Annotated in this window: 13 protein-coding genes and 1 pseudogene; 3 read left to right on the top strand and 11 right to left on the bottom strand. The window is 64.4% G+C overall.

Annotated elements, in window-relative coordinates:
- Window positions 1–3: 3 nt before the first annotated feature.
- The 10 genes from nirD to CK219_RS07865 all read right to left on the bottom strand — a co-directional run bounded on the left by nirD (window position 4) and on the right by CK219_RS07865 (window position 14,121).
- Complete coding sequence (gene nirD / locus CK219_RS07905; protein ID WP_095766687.1) at window positions 4–333, bottom strand: nitrite reductase small subunit NirD; 330 nt, start codon at window positions 331–333, stop codon at window positions 4–6.
- Window positions 334–338: 5 nt separating this feature from the next.
- Window positions 339–2,789 carry a nitrite reductase large subunit NirB gene (gene nirB / locus CK219_RS07900; protein ID WP_095766230.1) on the bottom strand — a complete coding sequence of 817 codons (2,451 nt, stop codon included), beginning with the start codon at window positions 2,787–2,789 and terminating at the stop codon, window positions 339–341.
- 16 nt (window positions 2,790–2,805) lie between these two features.
- Entirely contained in the window at window positions 2,806–4,107 is a 1,302-nt protein-coding gene (locus CK219_RS07895) for a nitrate/nitrite transporter (protein WP_095766229.1), read from the bottom strand.
- A 64-nt stretch (window positions 4,108–4,171) separates the two neighbouring features.
- Window positions 4,172–4,348, bottom strand: coding sequence for a twin-arginine translocation signal domain-containing protein (locus tag CK219_RS31095; RefSeq protein ID WP_141245311.1), 177 nt, complete (start codon window positions 4,346–4,348; stop codon window positions 4,172–4,174).
- A gap of 363 nt (window positions 4,349–4,711) precedes the next feature.
- Entirely contained in the window at window positions 4,712–5,938 is a 1,227-nt protein-coding gene (locus CK219_RS07890; protein WP_176476977.1) for a CmpA/NrtA family ABC transporter substrate-binding protein, read from the bottom strand.
- 2 nt (window positions 5,939–5,940) lie between these two features.
- Window positions 5,941–6,543: an ANTAR domain-containing response regulator gene (locus CK219_RS07885; protein WP_095766227.1), complete on the bottom strand. Its 603-nt coding sequence runs from the start codon at window positions 6,541–6,543 to the stop codon at window positions 5,941–5,943.
- Window positions 6,544–6,680: 137 nt separating this feature from the next.
- Window positions 6,681–7,997 carry an HlyD family type I secretion periplasmic adaptor subunit gene (locus CK219_RS07880; RefSeq protein ID WP_141245310.1) on the bottom strand — a complete coding sequence of 439 codons (1,317 nt, stop codon included), beginning with the start codon at window positions 7,995–7,997 and terminating at the stop codon, window positions 6,681–6,683.
- Between the two features lie 11 nt (window positions 7,998–8,008).
- Window positions 8,009–9,736, bottom strand: a complete 1,728-nt coding sequence (locus tag CK219_RS07875) for a type I secretion system permease/ATPase (RefSeq protein ID WP_095766225.1) — start codon at window positions 9,734–9,736, stop codon at window positions 8,009–8,011.
- 34 nt (window positions 9,737–9,770) lie between these two features.
- Window positions 9,771–11,999, bottom strand: coding sequence for a VCBS domain-containing protein (locus CK219_RS07870; RefSeq protein ID WP_095766224.1), 2,229 nt, complete (start codon window positions 11,997–11,999; stop codon window positions 9,771–9,773).
- Between the two features lie 628 nt (window positions 12,000–12,627).
- Window positions 12,628–14,121 (bottom strand): ATP-binding protein, encoded by a 1,494-nt coding sequence (locus CK219_RS07865; protein ID WP_095766223.1) that lies wholly within the window; start codon window positions 14,119–14,121, stop codon window positions 12,628–12,630.
- Window positions 14,122–14,326: 205 nt separating this feature from the next.
- Between CK219_RS07865 and CK219_RS07860 the strand changes: the two genes are divergently transcribed.
- Window positions 14,327–14,581 carry a hypothetical protein gene (locus tag CK219_RS07860; RefSeq protein WP_095766222.1) on the top strand — a complete coding sequence of 85 codons (255 nt, stop codon included), beginning with the start codon at window positions 14,327–14,329 and terminating at the stop codon, window positions 14,579–14,581.
- Between the two features lie 91 nt (window positions 14,582–14,672).
- Here CK219_RS07860 and CK219_RS07855 read toward each other — a convergent pair whose 3' ends face one another.
- The gene (locus tag CK219_RS07855) at window positions 14,673–15,158 is read right to left on the bottom strand and encodes a hypothetical protein (protein ID WP_095766686.1); all 486 of its coding nucleotides are present in this window, start codon (window positions 15,156–15,158) and stop codon (window positions 14,673–14,675) included.
- A 187-nt stretch (window positions 15,159–15,345) separates the two neighbouring features.
- Here CK219_RS07855 and CK219_RS07850 point away from each other — a divergent pair.
- Both CK219_RS07850 and CK219_RS07845 read left to right on the top strand, forming a co-directional pair.
- Window positions 15,346–15,710, top strand: a pseudogene (locus CK219_RS07850) (RidA family protein).
- Between the two features lie 118 nt (window positions 15,711–15,828).
- The gene (locus CK219_RS07845) at window positions 15,829–17,067 is read left to right on the top strand and encodes an amidohydrolase/deacetylase family metallohydrolase (protein WP_095766221.1); all 1,239 of its coding nucleotides are present in this window, start codon (window positions 15,829–15,831) and stop codon (window positions 17,065–17,067) included.
- The last annotated feature ends 229 nt before the right edge of the window (window positions 17,068–17,296 follow it).

Raw genomic sequence — 17,296 nt, 5'->3', positions numbered from 1 at the left:
GCCTCAGGCCGCTTTCGAGGCCAGCTCTTCGAGCGCGATGAACAACCGTTCGCCCTCGACCTTGACCGGGATCGTCCGGACCGAGCCTTCGTCGGCACCCAGCGCCTTGCCTGTCTCCAGCGAGATCACCCAATTGTGCAGCGGACAGGTCACCGCAGCGCCATGGACGATGCCCTGGCTGAGCGGCCCGCCCTTGTGCGGGCAGTGGTCGTCGATGGCAAACACCTTGTCGTCTGCCGTGCGAAAGACGGCGACCTTGCCTTGCGGTGTCGCAACGCAACGCGCGCCGCGCGGCGGAATATCGGTGATGGAGCCGATGGCGATCCAGTTCATATTGGTCACTCCGCCGCCTCCGCGAACCCGACCGACGCCATCGGCCTGAACTCATGCTTGTCCTTGCCGGAGACGCGCTCCGACCACGGATCGACTTGCGCGAATTTTTGGCTGAAGACGAAGCGGTCGAAGAGTGTCCTGCGGCGCTCGGCATCGTCCAGGATCTGCTTCTTGATCTCGGCGGTGCCGATCCGCTTGGCCCATTTGTAGATGCGCTCCAGATAGCGGGCCTGCTCGCGGTACATCTGGACGAGCGCCACGATCGCCTCCAGCGCCTCGTCCTCGGTCTTCACCAGCCCCAGCACTTCCGTGCCCTTGATGTCGAGGCCGGCGGCGCCCGCGAAGTGGATCTCGTAGCCAGAGTCGACGCACACCACGCCGACATCCTTGCAGGTCGCTTCCGCGCAGTTGCGCGGGCATCCCGACACCGCCATCTTCACCTTGGCCGGCGTCCAGGAACCCCACATGAACTTCTCGATACGGATGCCGAGCCCGGTCGAATCCTGCGTGCCGAAACGGCACCAGTCCGAGCCGACGCAGGTCTTCACCGTGCGCAGGCCCTTGGCATAGGCATGGCCGGAGACGAAGCCAGCCTTGCCGAGATCGGCCCATACCGCCGGCAGGTCTTCCTTGCGGATGCCAAGCATGTCGATGCGCTGGCCGCCCGTCACCTTGACCATCGGGATATCGAACTTGTCGACCACGTCGGCGATGGCGCGCAATTCGCCGGCGCTGGTGACGCCGCCCCACATGCGCGGCACCACCGAATAGGTGCCGTCCTTCTGGATGTTGGCGTGCACGCGCTCGTTGATGAAGCGCGACTGGTAGTCGTCGGCATATTGGTCCGGCCAATCGCAGACGAGATAGTAGTTGAGCGCCGGCCGGCACTTGGCGCAGCCGCAGGAGGTCTTCCACTCCAGCTCCTGCATGACAGCGGGGATCGTCTTCAGGCCCTTTGCCTTGATCAGGCGCCGCACGTCGTCATGGCCAAGGCTCGTGCAGCCGCACATGGGCTGCACCGCTGCCGGATTGTAGGCGTCACCCAGCGTGAGCTTAAGCAGCTGCTCGACGAGACCCGTGCACGAGCCGCACGAGGCCGAGGCCTTGGTGTGGGCGCGCACGTCGTCGAGGCCGGTCAGCCCCTTGGCCGTGATCGCGCCGGTGATCTTGCCCTTGCAGACGCCGTTGCAGCCGCAGATTTCCGCATCATCCGCCAGTGCCGCAACGGCCGCCAAAGGGTCCGAGGAAACGCCTCCCTGGAACGCCTGGCCGAAGATCAGCGTGTCGCGCATCTCCGATATGTCGGTCGCCTTCTTCTTGAGGTCGTTGAACCACGCGCCGTCGGCCGTCTCGCCGAACAAGACGGTGCCGATGATGCGGTTGTCCTGCAGCACCACACGCTTGTAGATGCCGGCCGACGCGTCGCGCAGGATGATCTCCTCGCGGTCGTCGCCGTCGGCGAAGTCGCCCAGCGAATAAAGGTCGATGCCGGTGACCTTGAGCTTGGTCGGCGTGTCGGAGTGGACGAAGCGCCTGTCCTCACTGTCCGTCAGTTTGGCTGCCGCCACCCGTGCCATCTCGTAGAGAGGCGCGACCAGCCCGTAGACATGGCCGCCGACCTCGGCGCATTCGCCGAGCGCCATGATGGCGGGGTCGGAAGTCCGCATGCGGTCGTCGACGACGATGCCGCGATTGACCTCGAGCCCAGCCTCCTTGGCTAAAGCGGTGCTCGGCCGGATGCCGACCGCCATCACCACCAGCGTCGCCGGAATGATCGTGCCGTCCATAAGCTCGACACCCTCGACCTTGCCGTTGCCGACAATGGCCTTGGTGTTGGCCTTGGTCATGACCTTGATGCCGCGCGCCTCGACGGCTTTCTGCAAAAGGTAGCCGGCGGCGGGATCGAGCTGGCGTTCCATCAGCGTCGGCATGACGTGCAGCACGGTGACGTCCATGCCGCGCTCTTTCAGGCCGGCCGCGGCTTCTAGGCCGAGCAGGCCGCCGCCGATGACGACCGCTTTGGCGCGCGACTGCGCGGCAAGCAGCATGGCGTTGACGTCGTCGAGATCGCGGTAGCTGAGCACGCCGGGCAATTCCTTGCCCGGAACCGGAATGATGAAGGGAACCGAGCCGGTGGCGATGACCAGCCTGTCGTAGCTCTCGGTGACGCCGTGGTCCGAGGTGACGGTCTTGGCCTCCCTGTCGATGGCGACGATCCGGTGACCCTTGTAGAGGGTGATGCCGTGCTTGATGTACCAGCCGTCGCCATGGATGACGATTTCCTCGAACGCCTTCTCGCCCGAAAGCACCGGCGACAGCATGATGCGGTCGTAGTTCACGCGCGGTTCGGCGTTGAAGATGGTCACGGCGTAGCGGTCGGGCGCGGCTTCCAGCAGGTGCTCCAGCATCCTACCCGGCGCCATGCCGTTGCCGATGATGACGAGTTTCTCGGTCATGTCGCTCTGCTCCGATCTATTCGGCGGCGTAGGAAAGAGATGCGTTGTTGACGGCGGCGGCGCGCTCCATCCGGCGGATGGTGACGTGCATCCAGACCAGGCAGGAGACGACGATGAGGAAGAGCAGCATGAAGCAGCTCGACCAGACCCCGGTGAGATCGTTCAGCGCGCCGAAGGCGATCGGCAGGATGAAGCCGCCGAGCCCGCCGATCATGCCGACGACGCCGCCGACCGCGCCTACGCTCTGCGGATAATAGGCGGGGATGTGCTTGTAGACGGCCGCTTTGCCGAGGCTCATGAAGAAGCCGAGCACGCAGGCGACGGCGATGAAGGCGAGCGGGCCGATCTCGAAATGGAAGGGGATCGGCCCGCTGATGCCGCGCACGACATAGTCTGCCGAGGGGAGAGACAGAACGAGTGTCGCGACGGCACAGACGCTGAAGGTCCAGTAGAGCACGGTGCGGGCGCCGATGCGGTCGGAAAGCACGCCGCCATAGGCGCGGAAGATGCTGGCGGGGATCGAATAGGCGGCGCCGATCATGCCGGCGGTAGCGATGCCGAAACCGTAGACGCCGATCAGGTAGCGCGGCAGCCAGAGCGACAGCGCCACGAACGCGCCGAAGGAGAAGAAATAATAGAAGGCGAAGCGCCAGACCCGCAGGTTCTTCAGCGGCGCGAATTCCTGCCAGAAGCTTCTTGCCGGCGCCGCCTTGCCGGCGCGGCGCTCGCGGATGACCGGATCGTCGCCGGTGGTGAACCAGAAGATGGCGGCCATGACGACCAGCGCCGCGGCCCAGATCAACGCCACCGGCTGCCAGCCCCAGGCGAGCAGCACGAAGGGCGCCAGGAACTTGGTGACAGCGGCGCCGACATTGCCGACGCCGAAAATGCCGAGCGCAGTGCCTTGTTTTCCGGCCGGGAAGAAGCGCGAGACATAGGCGACGCCGACGGCAAAGGAGCCGCCGGCAAGGCCGACGCCGAGAGCGGCAAGCAGCATCTGACCGTAGGTGTGGGCGAAAGCGAGCAGGAAGGTCGCGATCGCCGCGGCGAGCATGGTCGCTGTATAGACCAGGCGTCCGCCATAGCGGTCGGTCCAGACGCCGAGCACCATGCGCACGAGCGAGCCCGTCAGGATCGGCGTGCCGACGAGCAGGCCGAACTCGGTCTCGTTCAGGCCGAGCTCCTGCTTGATGCGCACGCCGATGATGGAAAAGATCGTCCACACCGCAAAGCACACGGTGAAGGCGATGGTGGACATCACGAGCGCCCGCCTGGGAGCATTATCCTGGCTGGGCGAGGCTGGGAGGTTTGCAGTCATGGTCGGCTCCGGTTTGCGGCGTGGGAGGCACCGCGCGTTGTGTTGATCAGAGGCGTGGCATCGGTCAGCGGGGCGAGGCCGGGACTTGCGCACTCACTTGCGGGCTTTTGCCTTCGGTTTGGTGATTGGCGGGAAACAGCAGGAGCGCGGCAGCAAAGAGCGCCGCGGTCAGCGCGCTGCTCACCAGGAAATCGCGACGGGTGAAATCCTTGAGCAATGTTGTTGCGATCCGTTTGGTCATCGTCGTCTCCGCTCGGCGCCGGCTGGATCGGCGCCATCGATTTGCGTGGTCGGGTCCAAAAACGAAAAAAGCCGCCGTCCAGGCCTCGCGCGTCCGTACATCCGGGATCGCGCATTGACCTGAGCGGCAGCTTTGCCTGTGGCGCCCGCCATTGGACGCCTGTTCCATTGCCCGCGAACGGGTTTGATTATTTCAAAGCACGAAGCGTGCCAGTTTCGTTCGGAAGCGGAATTTCAAGGAAAATCAATGATGTGGGAGCTTTGCCCTTCGACCGGGCCGAGCGGCGACGCGGTCAAACATTGATCAATGGCACAGGCATTCCGCATAAATTTTGTGCAATGCACAAGAATGGCGCGCAAATGATCAGGCGCGCCGCTGGCCGGCAATATAGGCGTCTATCCGGTCCGGATCGAAGATCTGGCCGTCGAAAAATCCGTCGGGGCCAAGGACCAGGCTTGCCCCCGCTGAGCCGACCGGCGTTGCCATCTTCAGCGCGCCCTCCACCTTGGCATTGGCGCCTGGCAAGGCGACGCCAAGCGGCCTCAATGCCGCGCGGTAGAGATCGGGCCGATAACAGTCGCGGGCGATGGCGAGGTTTTGCGGCGTATGCGGCAACTGCCCCCAACGCACCATCTGCGTGTAGAACCAGAGCGCATGACTCTTCCAGGGAAAGTTGGCCGCCTTGTCGAAGGGCAGGAAGAAATCCTCGACGCGCCGTGCCGCGCCCCCGCCAAGTTGAAGCTGCCCGGTCAGGGCCGGCATCTGGATCGCCTCCGGCTGGCCAAGAAAGTCGGGCCGCGCCATCAGCGCCGCCAGCTCACCGCGGTGTGCCGGGTCCTGACACCAGCGGGCGGAATGATGCAGCGCCCTCAGCAGCGCCGCCAGCGCGTCCGGGTTCTGTTCGGCCCACATCTTGCGCACGCCGATCACCTTTTCCGGGCTGTTGCGCCACAGCAGCGCCTTCACGGTGACGATGTGGCCGGTGCCCGCCGCGACGGCGGCGCTGTTCCAGGGCTCGCCGACGCAATAGCCGTCGATGCGGCCGGCGGCCAATGCATCGGCCATGAAGGGCGGCGGCACGATGACGATCTCGATGTCGCGGTCGGGATCGACGCCGCAGGCGGCGAGCCAGTAGCGCAGCTCATAATTGTGCCCGGAATGCGGATGCACGACGGCGAAACGCAGCGGTTCGCGGCCGGCGGCCGCCCGCTCGCGGATCAGTGCGCCGAGCGCTGCTCCGGCGCGCGCCGGATCGAGGTCAGGTGCTGCGCCATGCGCCGCCATGCCTTGCCACACCGCATTGGAAACAGTGACGCAGTTGCCGCCGAGCCCGAGCGAGAACGGCACGATGGTCTCGGAAGCAAGCGGCGTGAGGCCGAGGCTGCAGGCGAGCGGCATCGGCCCGAGCATATGGGCGACATCGAAGTGGCCGATGGCGATGCGGTCGCGGATATTGGCCCAGGAGGTCTCGCGATGCAGCTTGAGCTCGATGCCCTCGCGCGCGGCAAAGCCTATCTCGCCGGCTGCGACCAGGACGGCGCTGTCGAAGAGCGGCATGAAGCCGGCGGTGATGTGATGCGCTGCCGACATGCTCATTCGCCCTCCAGCGGTCCCAGCAATCCCGCCGCCGTCACCAGGCTCTGGGCGATGTCGGCGATCTTGCGGTTCTGGTTCATGGCGGTCTTGCGCATCAGCGCATAGGCCGCCTCCTCGCTTAAGCCCCGCGACTTCATCAATATGCCCTTGGCCCGGTCGATGACCTTGCGGTTCTCGAGCTCGCTGCGCGCCTCCTCCAGTTCGCGCGCCATGCGCGAGAAAGCATTGAACCGGCTGATCGCCATGTCGAGGATCGGCTTGATGCGTTCCTTCTTCAGCCCGTCGACCACATAGGCGGACACGCCGGCATCGACGGCTGCTTCGATCGAGGCCTGGTCGGAGCGGTCGACGAACATCGCGATCGGCCGCTTCACCACGCGCGACAGCTGGAACATGTTCTCCAGCATGTCGCGGTTGGGATTTTCGAGATCGATGACGATGACGTCCGGCTCGATCTCGGCGATGCGCCGGGCGATGCCGGCGACGTCATGGACGACCGTGACATGGCGATGGCCGGCGTCCCGCAATCCGGCCTCGATGATCGAGGCACGGATGCGGTTCTCGTCGATAACAAGGATGGTCAACGAACCGGCGGACATGCGCCTATTGTGCAGGCCGGGCGGAATTGTGCAATGCGGCAATCGACTGGGGTGGATCGCAACCGCCCCCAATGAATGAACTGCTGCGCTATCGCGCCCAACCCTGTGTTGCGGCCAAGGGAGGTTGGCCGCCTTTCTCACTCCTCTCTGAAGGCGTGAGCAAAACTGTCGGCGACCGGCTGGAAGAGATACTCGAGCATGGTTCGCTTGCCTGTAACAACGGAGACCTCCACCGGCATTCCCGGATATAGCTTCACTTGCGGAAGCTTCTTAAGCTCATCGGCGCCCACCTCGACGGTCCCCCGGAAAAAAGTCGCGCCGCTGCGCTCGTCGATCTCTGCGTCGGCCGAAACACGGGTAAGGGCGCCCTTCACCGTGGGCGTGGTTCTCTGCTTATAGGCGACCAGCCGCACCGTCGCCGGCAGACCGGGGCGAACGACATCGATATCCAGGGGCTGAAGCTTGACGTCCAGCACCATCTTGTCCTGATCGGGAACGAGATCGAGAATAATCCCGCCGGGAGGTACAACTCCGCCCGGCGTGAAATATCGAAGGTTGATCACCGCCCCATCTTCCGGCGCAACGACATCGCGGCGCGCCGCGCGCGCGTCGGTCTTCTGAAGCGCCTTTTCGAGCTCGGAGCGTTTGGTCTGGACGTCACGAAGGTCCTCAGCCGCCTTCTTGATGTACGAAAGCCGGCCATTGTCGATCTGCGCATTGGCCTCGGCTATCTGCTGCCGCAAGCTTTCTATGTTCCCACGGTTCGACTCAGCCTCGCCTTGTGCTGCGATGATCTGCCGTTCGAGCTGGAGCACGCGGGACTTCACCCCATAGCCTTTCTTGAGAAGCGTGCGGGCGTCGGCCAACTCTTCCCGCAGAGACGGCAACTGGATCTCGAAGGCCGCAACTCTCGCAGCGAGCGCCGACATCTGGGCATGGTACTGAGCGATCCGCTGCTGCCAGACCTCGACCTCCGAAGCCTGAACCTTGGCCTGGTCGCGGAAAATGCGCTCCTGACCGGCAAGGGCCTCGGCGACGGTCGGTTCGCTTCGCCGGGCCGACAGGTCTGCCGGGAATGGAATCGTGCTCAGGCCGTCGCGCTGCGCGATCAGGCGGGCTTCGCCGGCGAGCGCCGCATCGAGTTCACCGCGCACGGCATCGCGGTCGGATTCCGCGTCGAGCCCGTCGAGGCGGACCAGTATCTGGCCCTGCCTGACCTGGTCTCCTTCCCGGACCAGGATTTCCCGGATGATGCCGCCTTCCAGGTGCTGTACGGTCTTGCGGTTGCTGTCGACCTTCACCACCCCGGGCGCGACCGCCGCGCTCGTCAGCGGCGCGGTGGCCGCCCAGAGGCCGAAGCCGCCGAACAGCAGGCCGATGACGGTCAGGCCGCCGAAGACATGGGCGCTCACCGCCGGCCAGGCGGGCGGTGGCGGCGGCATTTCCAACGACAAGGTAGCTTCCGTCACGATCCGGTCCTTTCGGAGCTCACGACCCGAACCTGTGGCGCAGCCGAGTTCTGCTCGGGGCGGCGCAGTTGCGCAAGCACGACGTCGCGCGGGCCGAACATCTGCGACTGGCCTTCGTTTAGCACCAGGACGCAATCGACGTTCACCATCAGCGACGGGCGATGGGCGACGATCACCACGGTCGAACCTGCCTCCTTCATCGCGGCAATCGCCTGGTTCAGGGCTTCCTCGCCGACGGCATCGAGATTGGAGTTCGGCTCGTCCAGCACCAGCAGCGCCGGACGGCGATAGAGCGCCCTGGCAAGCCCTATGCGCTGGCGCTGCCCCCCGGAGAGCACCGAACCCTGCTCGCCTATCTCGGTATCATAGCCATTTGGGAGCCTGAGGATCATCTCGTGCACGCCCGCCATCCGGGCGGCGGCCACGATCTCGGCCGGATCGCCTTGCTCCATGCGGGCGATGTTCTCGCGGACGGTTCCGGGAAAGAGTTCGACGTCCTGGGGGAGATAGCCCACATAGGAGCCGAAATCGGCGCGGTTCCAGGCAAACACGTCGACACTGTCGAGCCGAACCCGCCCCTGCTGTGGCGAAAGCATGCCGACGATCAGGCGGGCAAGCGTCGACTTGCCGGCGGCCGACGGCCCGATCACCGCAAGCACCTGGCCCGGCGGCACGGCGAAGGAGAGGTTCCTGAGCACGGGCTCCTTTGCGCCAGCCGGCATATATGTGACGGCGTCGACCGAGAGCTGCCCCTGGGGACGCGGCAATTCCATCCCCGGCGGGCGCAGCGACGGAGTCTCGAACAGCCGGTCCAGCCGGCGCCAGGCCTCGCGCGCGGCGGTGGTCTGCTTCCAGGTGGCGATAGCCTGCTCGACCGGCGCGAGCGCGCGCGACATAATGATCGACGCCGCGATCATGGCGCCGGGCGAGACTTCGTGGCGCAGCGACAGCCAGGCGCCGAGTCCCAGCACCGCGACCTGCAGGAACATCCGGAACGGCTTGGTGAATGCATTGATCAGGCCGGCCCAGTCGCTGGCGGTTGTCTGCAGCGCGAGCACGGACGCATTGGCCGCGTCCCAACGTCGGGCGAGCACCCCGCCCATGCCCATCCCGTCGATGACTTCGGCATTGCGGAAACCGGCATCCGCCGCTTGGTAGGCGCGCGCGGAAGCGGCGTTGGCCTGCTTGAGCGTGTTGGCCGTCAGCGCGTTGTTGGCAAGGGCGAGGCCGAACAAGATGATCGCACCGCCCAGCGCCAGAAGTCCGAGCAGGGGATGCAGCAGGAAGACGAAGCCGAGATAGAGCGGCATCCATGGCGCGTCGAACAGCGCCATGATGCCGCCGCCGCCAAGATAGCCGCGCAACGTGGCGAGGTCGCGCAGCGCCTCGGTGCGGTAGGAGGAGCCGCGCAACGCGTTCTCAAGCCCGCGGCCCAGCACCTGCGGCGACAGCATGCGGTCGATCCAGGTGCCGAGCTGCACCAGCAACCGGGAGCGGAAGAATTCGAGCGCGCCCATTGCAGCCAGCGCCGCCGTCGTAATCAGCGTCAGATAGACGAGCGTTTCCAGGCTGCGTCCCGTCAGCACGCGGTCATAGACCTGCAGCATGTAGATCGAGGTCGAGAGCACGAGCAGGTTGATGACGAAGCTGAACCCCGCCACCGCGGCGAAACCGCCGCGGCAGCGAGAGAGGGCAAGCTTGAGGGGAGAGAGGCCCTGCGTCATCTTATCTGCCGCCCTCTGTCACTTTTCATGGTTGTCAGGCGCTCAGGTTGAAGTCGTTGGCAGTGAGCGTGGATACCCCCATCAGATGGATTTCAATGATGTGGGCTCCGCCCGCCACACTCTCGGCCGAGGCTCCGGTATTGGCATAAACGATCGTGTTGCCACTCCCGTCGCTCTGCCAGGCAACGGTATGAGCGGCCAGATTTCCACCCGAGACCGTGCCGGTTGCCGTCAGGGCAAGGGCGCTCGCAAAGTCGATGAAGTCGTGACCCGTTGCCGCCGTCCCGTGCTGGAAATCGAGAATGGTGTCGAAGGCCGCACGGGTTGAATCGCTCACCGCCTCGAACCGGAAATGATCATCCCCGGCTCCGCCGCTCAACCAATCGGCGCCGCCAAGACCCTTGATCGTATCGTTGTCGCCTCCGCCGAAGATGTAGTCGACGCCGCTGGAACCTGTCAGCCCGTCGGCGCCGGCGCGACCATCAGCGATGTTCGGGTTCGTGCTGCTGAGAATCATTGTATCGTTCGCCGACCCGCTGTTGCTGTGCCCGATCCAGACGTTAAAGGTCTGGGAGGTAGCTGTTGCGTGAGCGTCTGTTGCAGTCACCGTGAGAGTGCCACTGGCGTCAGACCCTAGGCCAATGCCGGTCGCGGTCAGTTCCCCAGACGTCGAGTTTATATTCCATGTGCCGCCCGATATGCTGAACGTTCCTGAGTAAGTAATGCTGTCGCCAGCATCCGGATCAGTGGAAAAGAAATGGCCGAGATCGATGGTGTTTCCATCGGTTGAAGCGGCTGTACTCATGACGAATACGGGTGCCGTCGGCGCATGATTGGTCACTGGCTCGTCGGCACCGTTCACCGTGATGTCGATGACGTGGTCCGTGCCATCGGCCGACGCCACATGGATCTGGTCGTGCGGATGGTCCGCCGAAGTCAGAGCCTGGACATTGGCCGCGGCATTGTTGAGCGTGTAGACCCAGTTTCCTCCGGCATCGATGGTCAGCGACCCGTAGGTACCGGCAATTGGATTGCTGCCATTGTGCACCTGAAAGGAGTTCTGGCCCGCATCGGGGTCGCTGGCGCTTAACGTGCCGCTCGCGTTTAACACCGCATCTTCCGTCACCGAACCGGTGCTGGTCCCGGCGATCACCGCCGCGTCGTTGACGCCGTGGATGGTGAAGCTCACCTGCTTGGTGGTGCCGTCGAGGGCGGTGACGGTGAAGGTGTCGATCTTGGTGTCGGTTGCACCCAGATACTGCACGGCCGCATTGGCCACCGAGTAGGTGTAGGAGCCGTCGGACGCCAGCGTCAGGCTGCCCAGGTTGCCCGCGTCCCCGCTCACCGTGGTCTGGAACGAGGACTGGTTCTGGTCGGCGTCGCTGATCGAGATGGTGCCGCTCGCCGTCAGCGTCGGATTGGCGCTGTCCTCGGTCACGTCGGCCACCGTCGGCGTGCCGATCACCGCCGCGTCGTTGACGCCGTGGATGGTGAAGCTCACCTGCTTGGTGGTGCCGTCGAGGGCGGTGACGGTGAAGGTGTCGATCTTGGTGTCGGTTGCACCCAGATACTGCACGGCCGCATTGGCCACCGAGTAGGTGTAGGAGCCGTCGGACGCCAGCGTCAGGCTGCCCAGGTTGCCCGCGTCCCCGCTCACCGTGGTCTGGAACGAGGACTGGTTCTGGTCGGCGTCGCTGATCGAGATGGTGCCGCTCGCCGTCAGCGTCGGATTGGCGCTGTCCTCGGTCACGTCGGCCACCGTCGGCGTGCCGATCACCGCCGCGTCGTTGGAACCGGAAATCACAACCGAGAGCGTTCCGACACTGAGCGTGCCGTTCGACATCTTGATCGTGTATTGAAACGTGTCGGTGAAGGTCTGGTTGGCGCCTAGCGCTTGGATCTCAGCGCTCAGACTGCTCGCGTCATAGTGAATTTTTCCGTCGGTCCCGATCCAGATTGTCGCACCTTTTGTGGTCGTTTCGGTCGCAAAGGTAACAGATGAAACCGCACCGTCCTGGATCAGCAGGTCCTTATTGTAATCAGCGAACGCCTTGTTGGTGACGACAATCCCGGCCCCTCCGTCATCGTTCTTGATGCCGTCGTCCACCGAATAGATCGTCGTCTTGGTTCCGCCGCCGCTCGCCGCGAGAACGTCGAATGTGAACAGGAGGCTGCCGTCCTCGCTGCCGGATTGCGTCAGATTGGCTGCCGCGCCCGAATTCGAAAACGTGACGGTCGAGCCTGAAACTGTTGTGGTCGCCATTGCCAATTACCCCCTGTGATCCCTTTGCGAACGACCAAAGTGTTCGCCCCAACGATTACTGCTGATCCTGGTGCGGACGACGCAAGCGAATGCTTCCGCCCGCGGCGGTTGGTCAGGACCAAGCCACTCTGATTGAACGTAAAGACTTCTCTCGCCGAGAGACAAAACCCCACCCCAGAGCGCTTGCACGCTCGCACCCAACGTTCCTAGCTGGCGTGCCCCCCCTTCGGTCGCCGCAATCGCGGGACAAGCAAACCTATATTCAGGTATATTAGCTTTTTACGATTTGGAAACCATAACGGAATATATATCCCCGCGTAATGTTAACGATTCATTAAACATTTAACAAATCTGCCACCCCATCGATTGATGCCTGTGTCTCCCAAAGTGGGCTGCGATTTGGAGGGAATGATATGCACAAAACAAAGAATTAAAGTGCACGGCCCGAGTCCGTTTCGGCGCAGCGTCATTTGATGGCGCAGCGTTGACTTCGCCATCGCTCGGTCGCTGGCATTTCTGTTGGAAATTTTATCGGAACATGTAGTGCTGCGTGCAACCGACAAAGCAGGCTCGCCGTCAACCAATGGCGCAAAGGCCGCCAGAGCGCGGTCGCCAGCGTCTTCCGATGTCAGCCAGCCAGGCTGTCCTGCTCCAAGGCATTCGGATCACCCGGCGCCGTCGCCCAGGCGAGCTCGACCAGCGTCAGCGTGCGCCGGCCGGCGCCGTCGACCTGGCAGACGATGAGGCCCTGCTCCTCGATATAGTCGAGCAGCCGGCGCGCGCGGCGCAGCGAATGCGAACCGTAAGCCCGCGCGATCGCCGCGTCGCTCGGGCACGGCCAGCCTTCCTTGGCGGCGCGCGCGATCATCATGAACACGCCCTGCATGTCTTCGGGCAGCAGCGAGGCGCGCACGGAGACGTCGCGCCAGGCGTCGTCCTCGGCCATGTCGGAGCCGACGCCGGCGCGGGCGCGCGTCAGCATGCGGCGGAACTCCGACAGGTCGGGCACCACGGAGGCGAGCCCTTCGATGCGGCAGCGGACCACGAATTCCTGGTAGAGCACGCCGATGACGCGGAACCCGGCATCCGGCTCGGCCAAGATGGCGCGCAGTATGCGGTCCATCCGCTCGCGCCGCTCTGCCAGGTCCTCGGCGCTTGGCTGCGGTTCCATCGGCTCGGGGCGGATATCCAGCGGCGCGGCCTTGGCCGCCATCAATTGGTCGAGCAGGTCGGGCGAAGGCCGGCGCTGCGGCCTGACTGTCTCCGGCGGTGGCGCGGCAAGAATGATCGCGCGCGCATTTTCGAGCGCGGCTCCCGGCATCGGCATCAGCCGCGGCGTGCCGTTGCGCGGGCTGGTTTCGGTCTGGCCGATGCGCACGCCGAGCGGACGGCGCGACAAGGCAGGACCGAGCGCCATGAAATGCCCGCGCTCCAGGTCGCGGAAAGCTTCGGCCTGACGCCGTTCCATGCCGAGCAGGTCGGCGGCGCGTGCCATGTCGATGTCGAGGAAGGTCCGGCCCATCAGGAAGTTGGAGGCTTCCGCCGCGACGTTCTTGGCGAGCTTCGCCAGCCGCTGCGTGGCGATGATGCCGGCAAGTCCGCGCTTGCGGCCGCGACACATCAGATTGGTCATGGCGCCCAGCGAGAGCTTGCGTGCCTCGTCCGAAACCTCGCCGGCGGCGGCGGGCGCGAAGAGCTGCGCCTCGTCGACCACCACCAGCATTGGGTACCAATGGTCGCGCGCGACCTCGAACAGCCCGCCGAGGAAGGCCGCGGCCCGCCGCATCTGGTTCTCGGCATCGAGCCCTTCGAGGTTGAGCACCGTCGAGACGCGGTGGATGCGCGCCCGCTCGCCAGCCGCCTGCAGGCCGCGCTCGGTATGTTCCTCCGCGTCGATCACCAGATGGCCAAAGCGTTCACCCAGAGACACGAAGTCGCCTTCGGGGTCGATGATGGTCTGCTGCACCCAGGGCGCGCTCTGCTCCAGAAGACGGCGCAGCAGATGCGACTTTCCCGAGCCCGAATTGCCCTGCACCAGCAGGCGGGTCGCCAGCAACTCCTCAAGGTCGAGGGCCGCCGACGCGCCTGCGCTCGTCTGCCCCATCTCGATTGCAACGGTCATATTTCGACTCGGATCGTCTCCCTGCGCGCGACGGGCTTATCAACCCGAGCGCGGTGCGTCGAGCTTACGCTGCCGTTAGCCAGCAGGTGTCCACATCTCACGGCAGGCTGTCGCCAGCCACACTGGTCGGACCACCATTTTGCTGGCACATTCCAACCGTTGGCGTATCATCTTTTGCGGGAGGGTTCATGGCAGGAGGAGGCCGATGAACGTCGCTGCGGAAGTGCCCGTCATAGATCCGACGGTGCAAGACCTTGTTTCATCTGCTCTTTCGAAATTTCGCGCCGGCGATACCATCTCGACCCGGGCGATGCTCGACGCCATACGCCGATCCGACCCGGCTTGCCAGGACAGTGACGACCATCTCATCGAACTGATCGTCATGGCCGCCGTTGGTAAGACCATGGGCGTCGTGTTCGACCACCGCTCGCCCGATGAGCGGTTGCCACGGCTGTCCTAGCGAGCCCGTCGGCTGAAGCCTTCGCTAACGTCGTCAATGACGAACTGACAGACGCTTCGGCTAAGCTCAGGCGGCGTCCGATAGCTCCTTCCTAGCTGCCCAGCGGATGCGGCATGTAGCCGACAAAGCCGGCAATCTTCCAGCGTCCGCCGACCTTGCGGCAGAAGTAGAGCGTCTGCCATTTGAGCCGGTCGACGCCGCCGTCGGCCTTGGCGACCGAGCCGTCGAACTTCTTGTGCAGCACCGCGCGGTCGCCGTCGACGTCGATGTCGCGCATGTTGGTGACGCGAAACAGCGCTTCGCGCAGCGGCTCGGCGAATTTCGTCGCCGCGGTTTCCTTGGCCTGCCGCAGCCATTCGTCGCGATAGACCTCCAGCCGGGGGAACTGCAGCCGCCAGGCATCTGCATTGGCAAGGAAATGCGCATGCATGCCGAAGAAGCTTTCCGCGATGAAATCGTCCTCGACCATCGACCAGTCCTGACCGAGGAAGGCGTCGATATCGCGCCGCACCAGCATTTCCCACAGCGCGTGGCGGTCGGCATCGCCTTCCGGAAACGGATTCTTGTCGAAGGTCATGCCGATCTCCCTCATATGCGCGGCCGATTTCAAGCCGCGTCGAGCGCAAGATGCTCAGGCTTCTGTAATAAAGCAACATGGATTTCGAAAGAATGTTGCTTCCGACATTGGCTCTAGGAGGATCGTGCCGACAGGCGTAGACAGCTATGCAACCCCGGTTCCCGTCGTCGATTGAAGGAGGCTCCCCTTGTCCAAGCAGTGCTTTGGGAAATCCCACGTTCCGCTCTCGCCCGCCGTCCGTGCCGGCGATTTCGTCTATATTTCCGGTCAAGTGCCGGTGGGCAGCGACGGGCTCGTGATCAAGGGCGGCATCGCCGAGCAGGCCGAGCAGGTGCTGCAGAACGTCAAAGCGGCCCTGGCGCTCGCCGGCTGCACCATGGACGATGTGGTGAAGACCACCGTCTGGCTGGAGGACGCGCGCGATTTCGGCACATTCAAACCGTTTATGCAAAACATTTCCCGAAGGATCCGCCAGCGCGGACCACGGTCGAATCGCGCCTGATGATCGACATCAAGATCGAAGTCGAAGCCGTCGCCTATCGGCCGGTCTGATCGCCCGGTCGGATCGCTTGAAGCAATTCCAGGAAAAGTGCTTAGCGGTTAGTTCGGCGACTTCGCCGTACCTTCCGTCCGGAATTGCGTGAAACGAACCAACAAAGCGAGGGCACCGATGCAGTTCGATCTCCTGATCAAGGGCGGGCGCCTCATCGATCCCGCATCGGGCTTGGACGCGCCACGCGATGTTGCCATTGCCGATGGCCGCGTCACCGCGATCGACGCCGCCATCAATGCCGAGGCGGCGAGTGAAGTCGTCGATGCCAGGGATTGCATCGTCACGCCCGGCCTGATCGACCTGCACAGCCACGTCTATTGGGGCGGCACCTCGCTCGGCGTCGACGCCGACCGGCTCGCCGCCAAGAGCGGCACCACCACTTTCATCGATGCCGGCAGCGCCGGCGCCGGCAATTTCCTCGGCTTCCGCCGCCACGTCATCGAGCGCTCGAAGGTCCGCATCCTCGCTTACGTCAACATTTCCTTCGCCGGCATTTTCGGCTTCGCCAAGACAGTGTCGGTCGGCGAATGCGGCGACCTCAGGCTTTGCGAGCCGCGCGAGACGGTGGCTGCGGTGCGCGAGCACGCCGATGTCGTCGTCGGCGTCAAGGTCCGCTCCGGCAAGCATGCCGGCGGCTCGAGCGGCATCGCGCCTGTCGACCTCGCGCTCGAAGCCGCCGACAAGGCCGCTCTGCCGCTGATGGCGCATATCGACGAGCCGCCGCCCGGCCGCTCGGAAGTGCTGCCCAGGCTGCGCCGCGGCGACATTCTCACCCATTGCTTCCGGCCTTTCCCCAACGCGCCGGTCTTCGCCTCCGGAGCGGTGCGGCCGGACATGCGGCTGGCGCGCGAGCGCGGCGTCATCTTCGACATCGGCCACGGCATGGGTTCCTTCGACTTCGAGGTGGCGAAGACGATGCTTGCCGAAGGCCTCGCGCCCGACGTCATCTCCAGCGACGTGCATCTCTACTGCGTCGACGGTCCGGCCTTCGACATACTGGTCTGCATGTCGAAGCTCATGGCGCTCGGCATGCCGTTGGTCGAGGTGCTGCGCGCGGCGACGCAGCGGCCGGCGGAGGCGATCGCAAGGCCGGAACTCGGCACGCTGAAGGTCGGCGGCACCGGCGACGTCGCCGTGTTGAAGCTGCAGCCCGGCCGCTTCACCTTCGTCGATGCTGTTGGAGCGTCACTGGTCGCGGATCAGCGACTAGTCTCCAAAGGCATCGTCATCGGCGGCAAATGGTGGCCGAACGAAGCGCCCGACCACAATGAGACGGAGCACTTCGAGGCCCATGCGCAACATACGCATGTGGATGTGGCGGCGAGGCATTTTGGCCCCTCATCGTCGTCATTCTAGGGCGGAGCGACGCGAAGCGGAGCGCAGACCCTAGAATCCTGTGTGTTGGTTCTGGTGTATGGTTGAAGTGGGAAGGAGACCGAATGAATCCTGGTCGTCCTCTCGGACAGGCCGTGGCATGGCTCGGTCCCTTCCCACCGGTGAACCATCAACCTGAACAGTTGCACGGGGCTGTTCCAAGCAGACCCCGCACCACAGGAAGAGGCGTGGACATGATAATGCAGAACTA

Source organism: Mesorhizobium sp. WSM4313 (assembly GCF_002294725.1).
Classification (GTDB): domain Bacteria; phylum Pseudomonadota; class Alphaproteobacteria; order Rhizobiales; family Rhizobiaceae; genus Mesorhizobium.
Note: the sequence above shows the minus strand (reverse complement) of the source record. Positions and strands in the feature narration are given on the sequence as shown.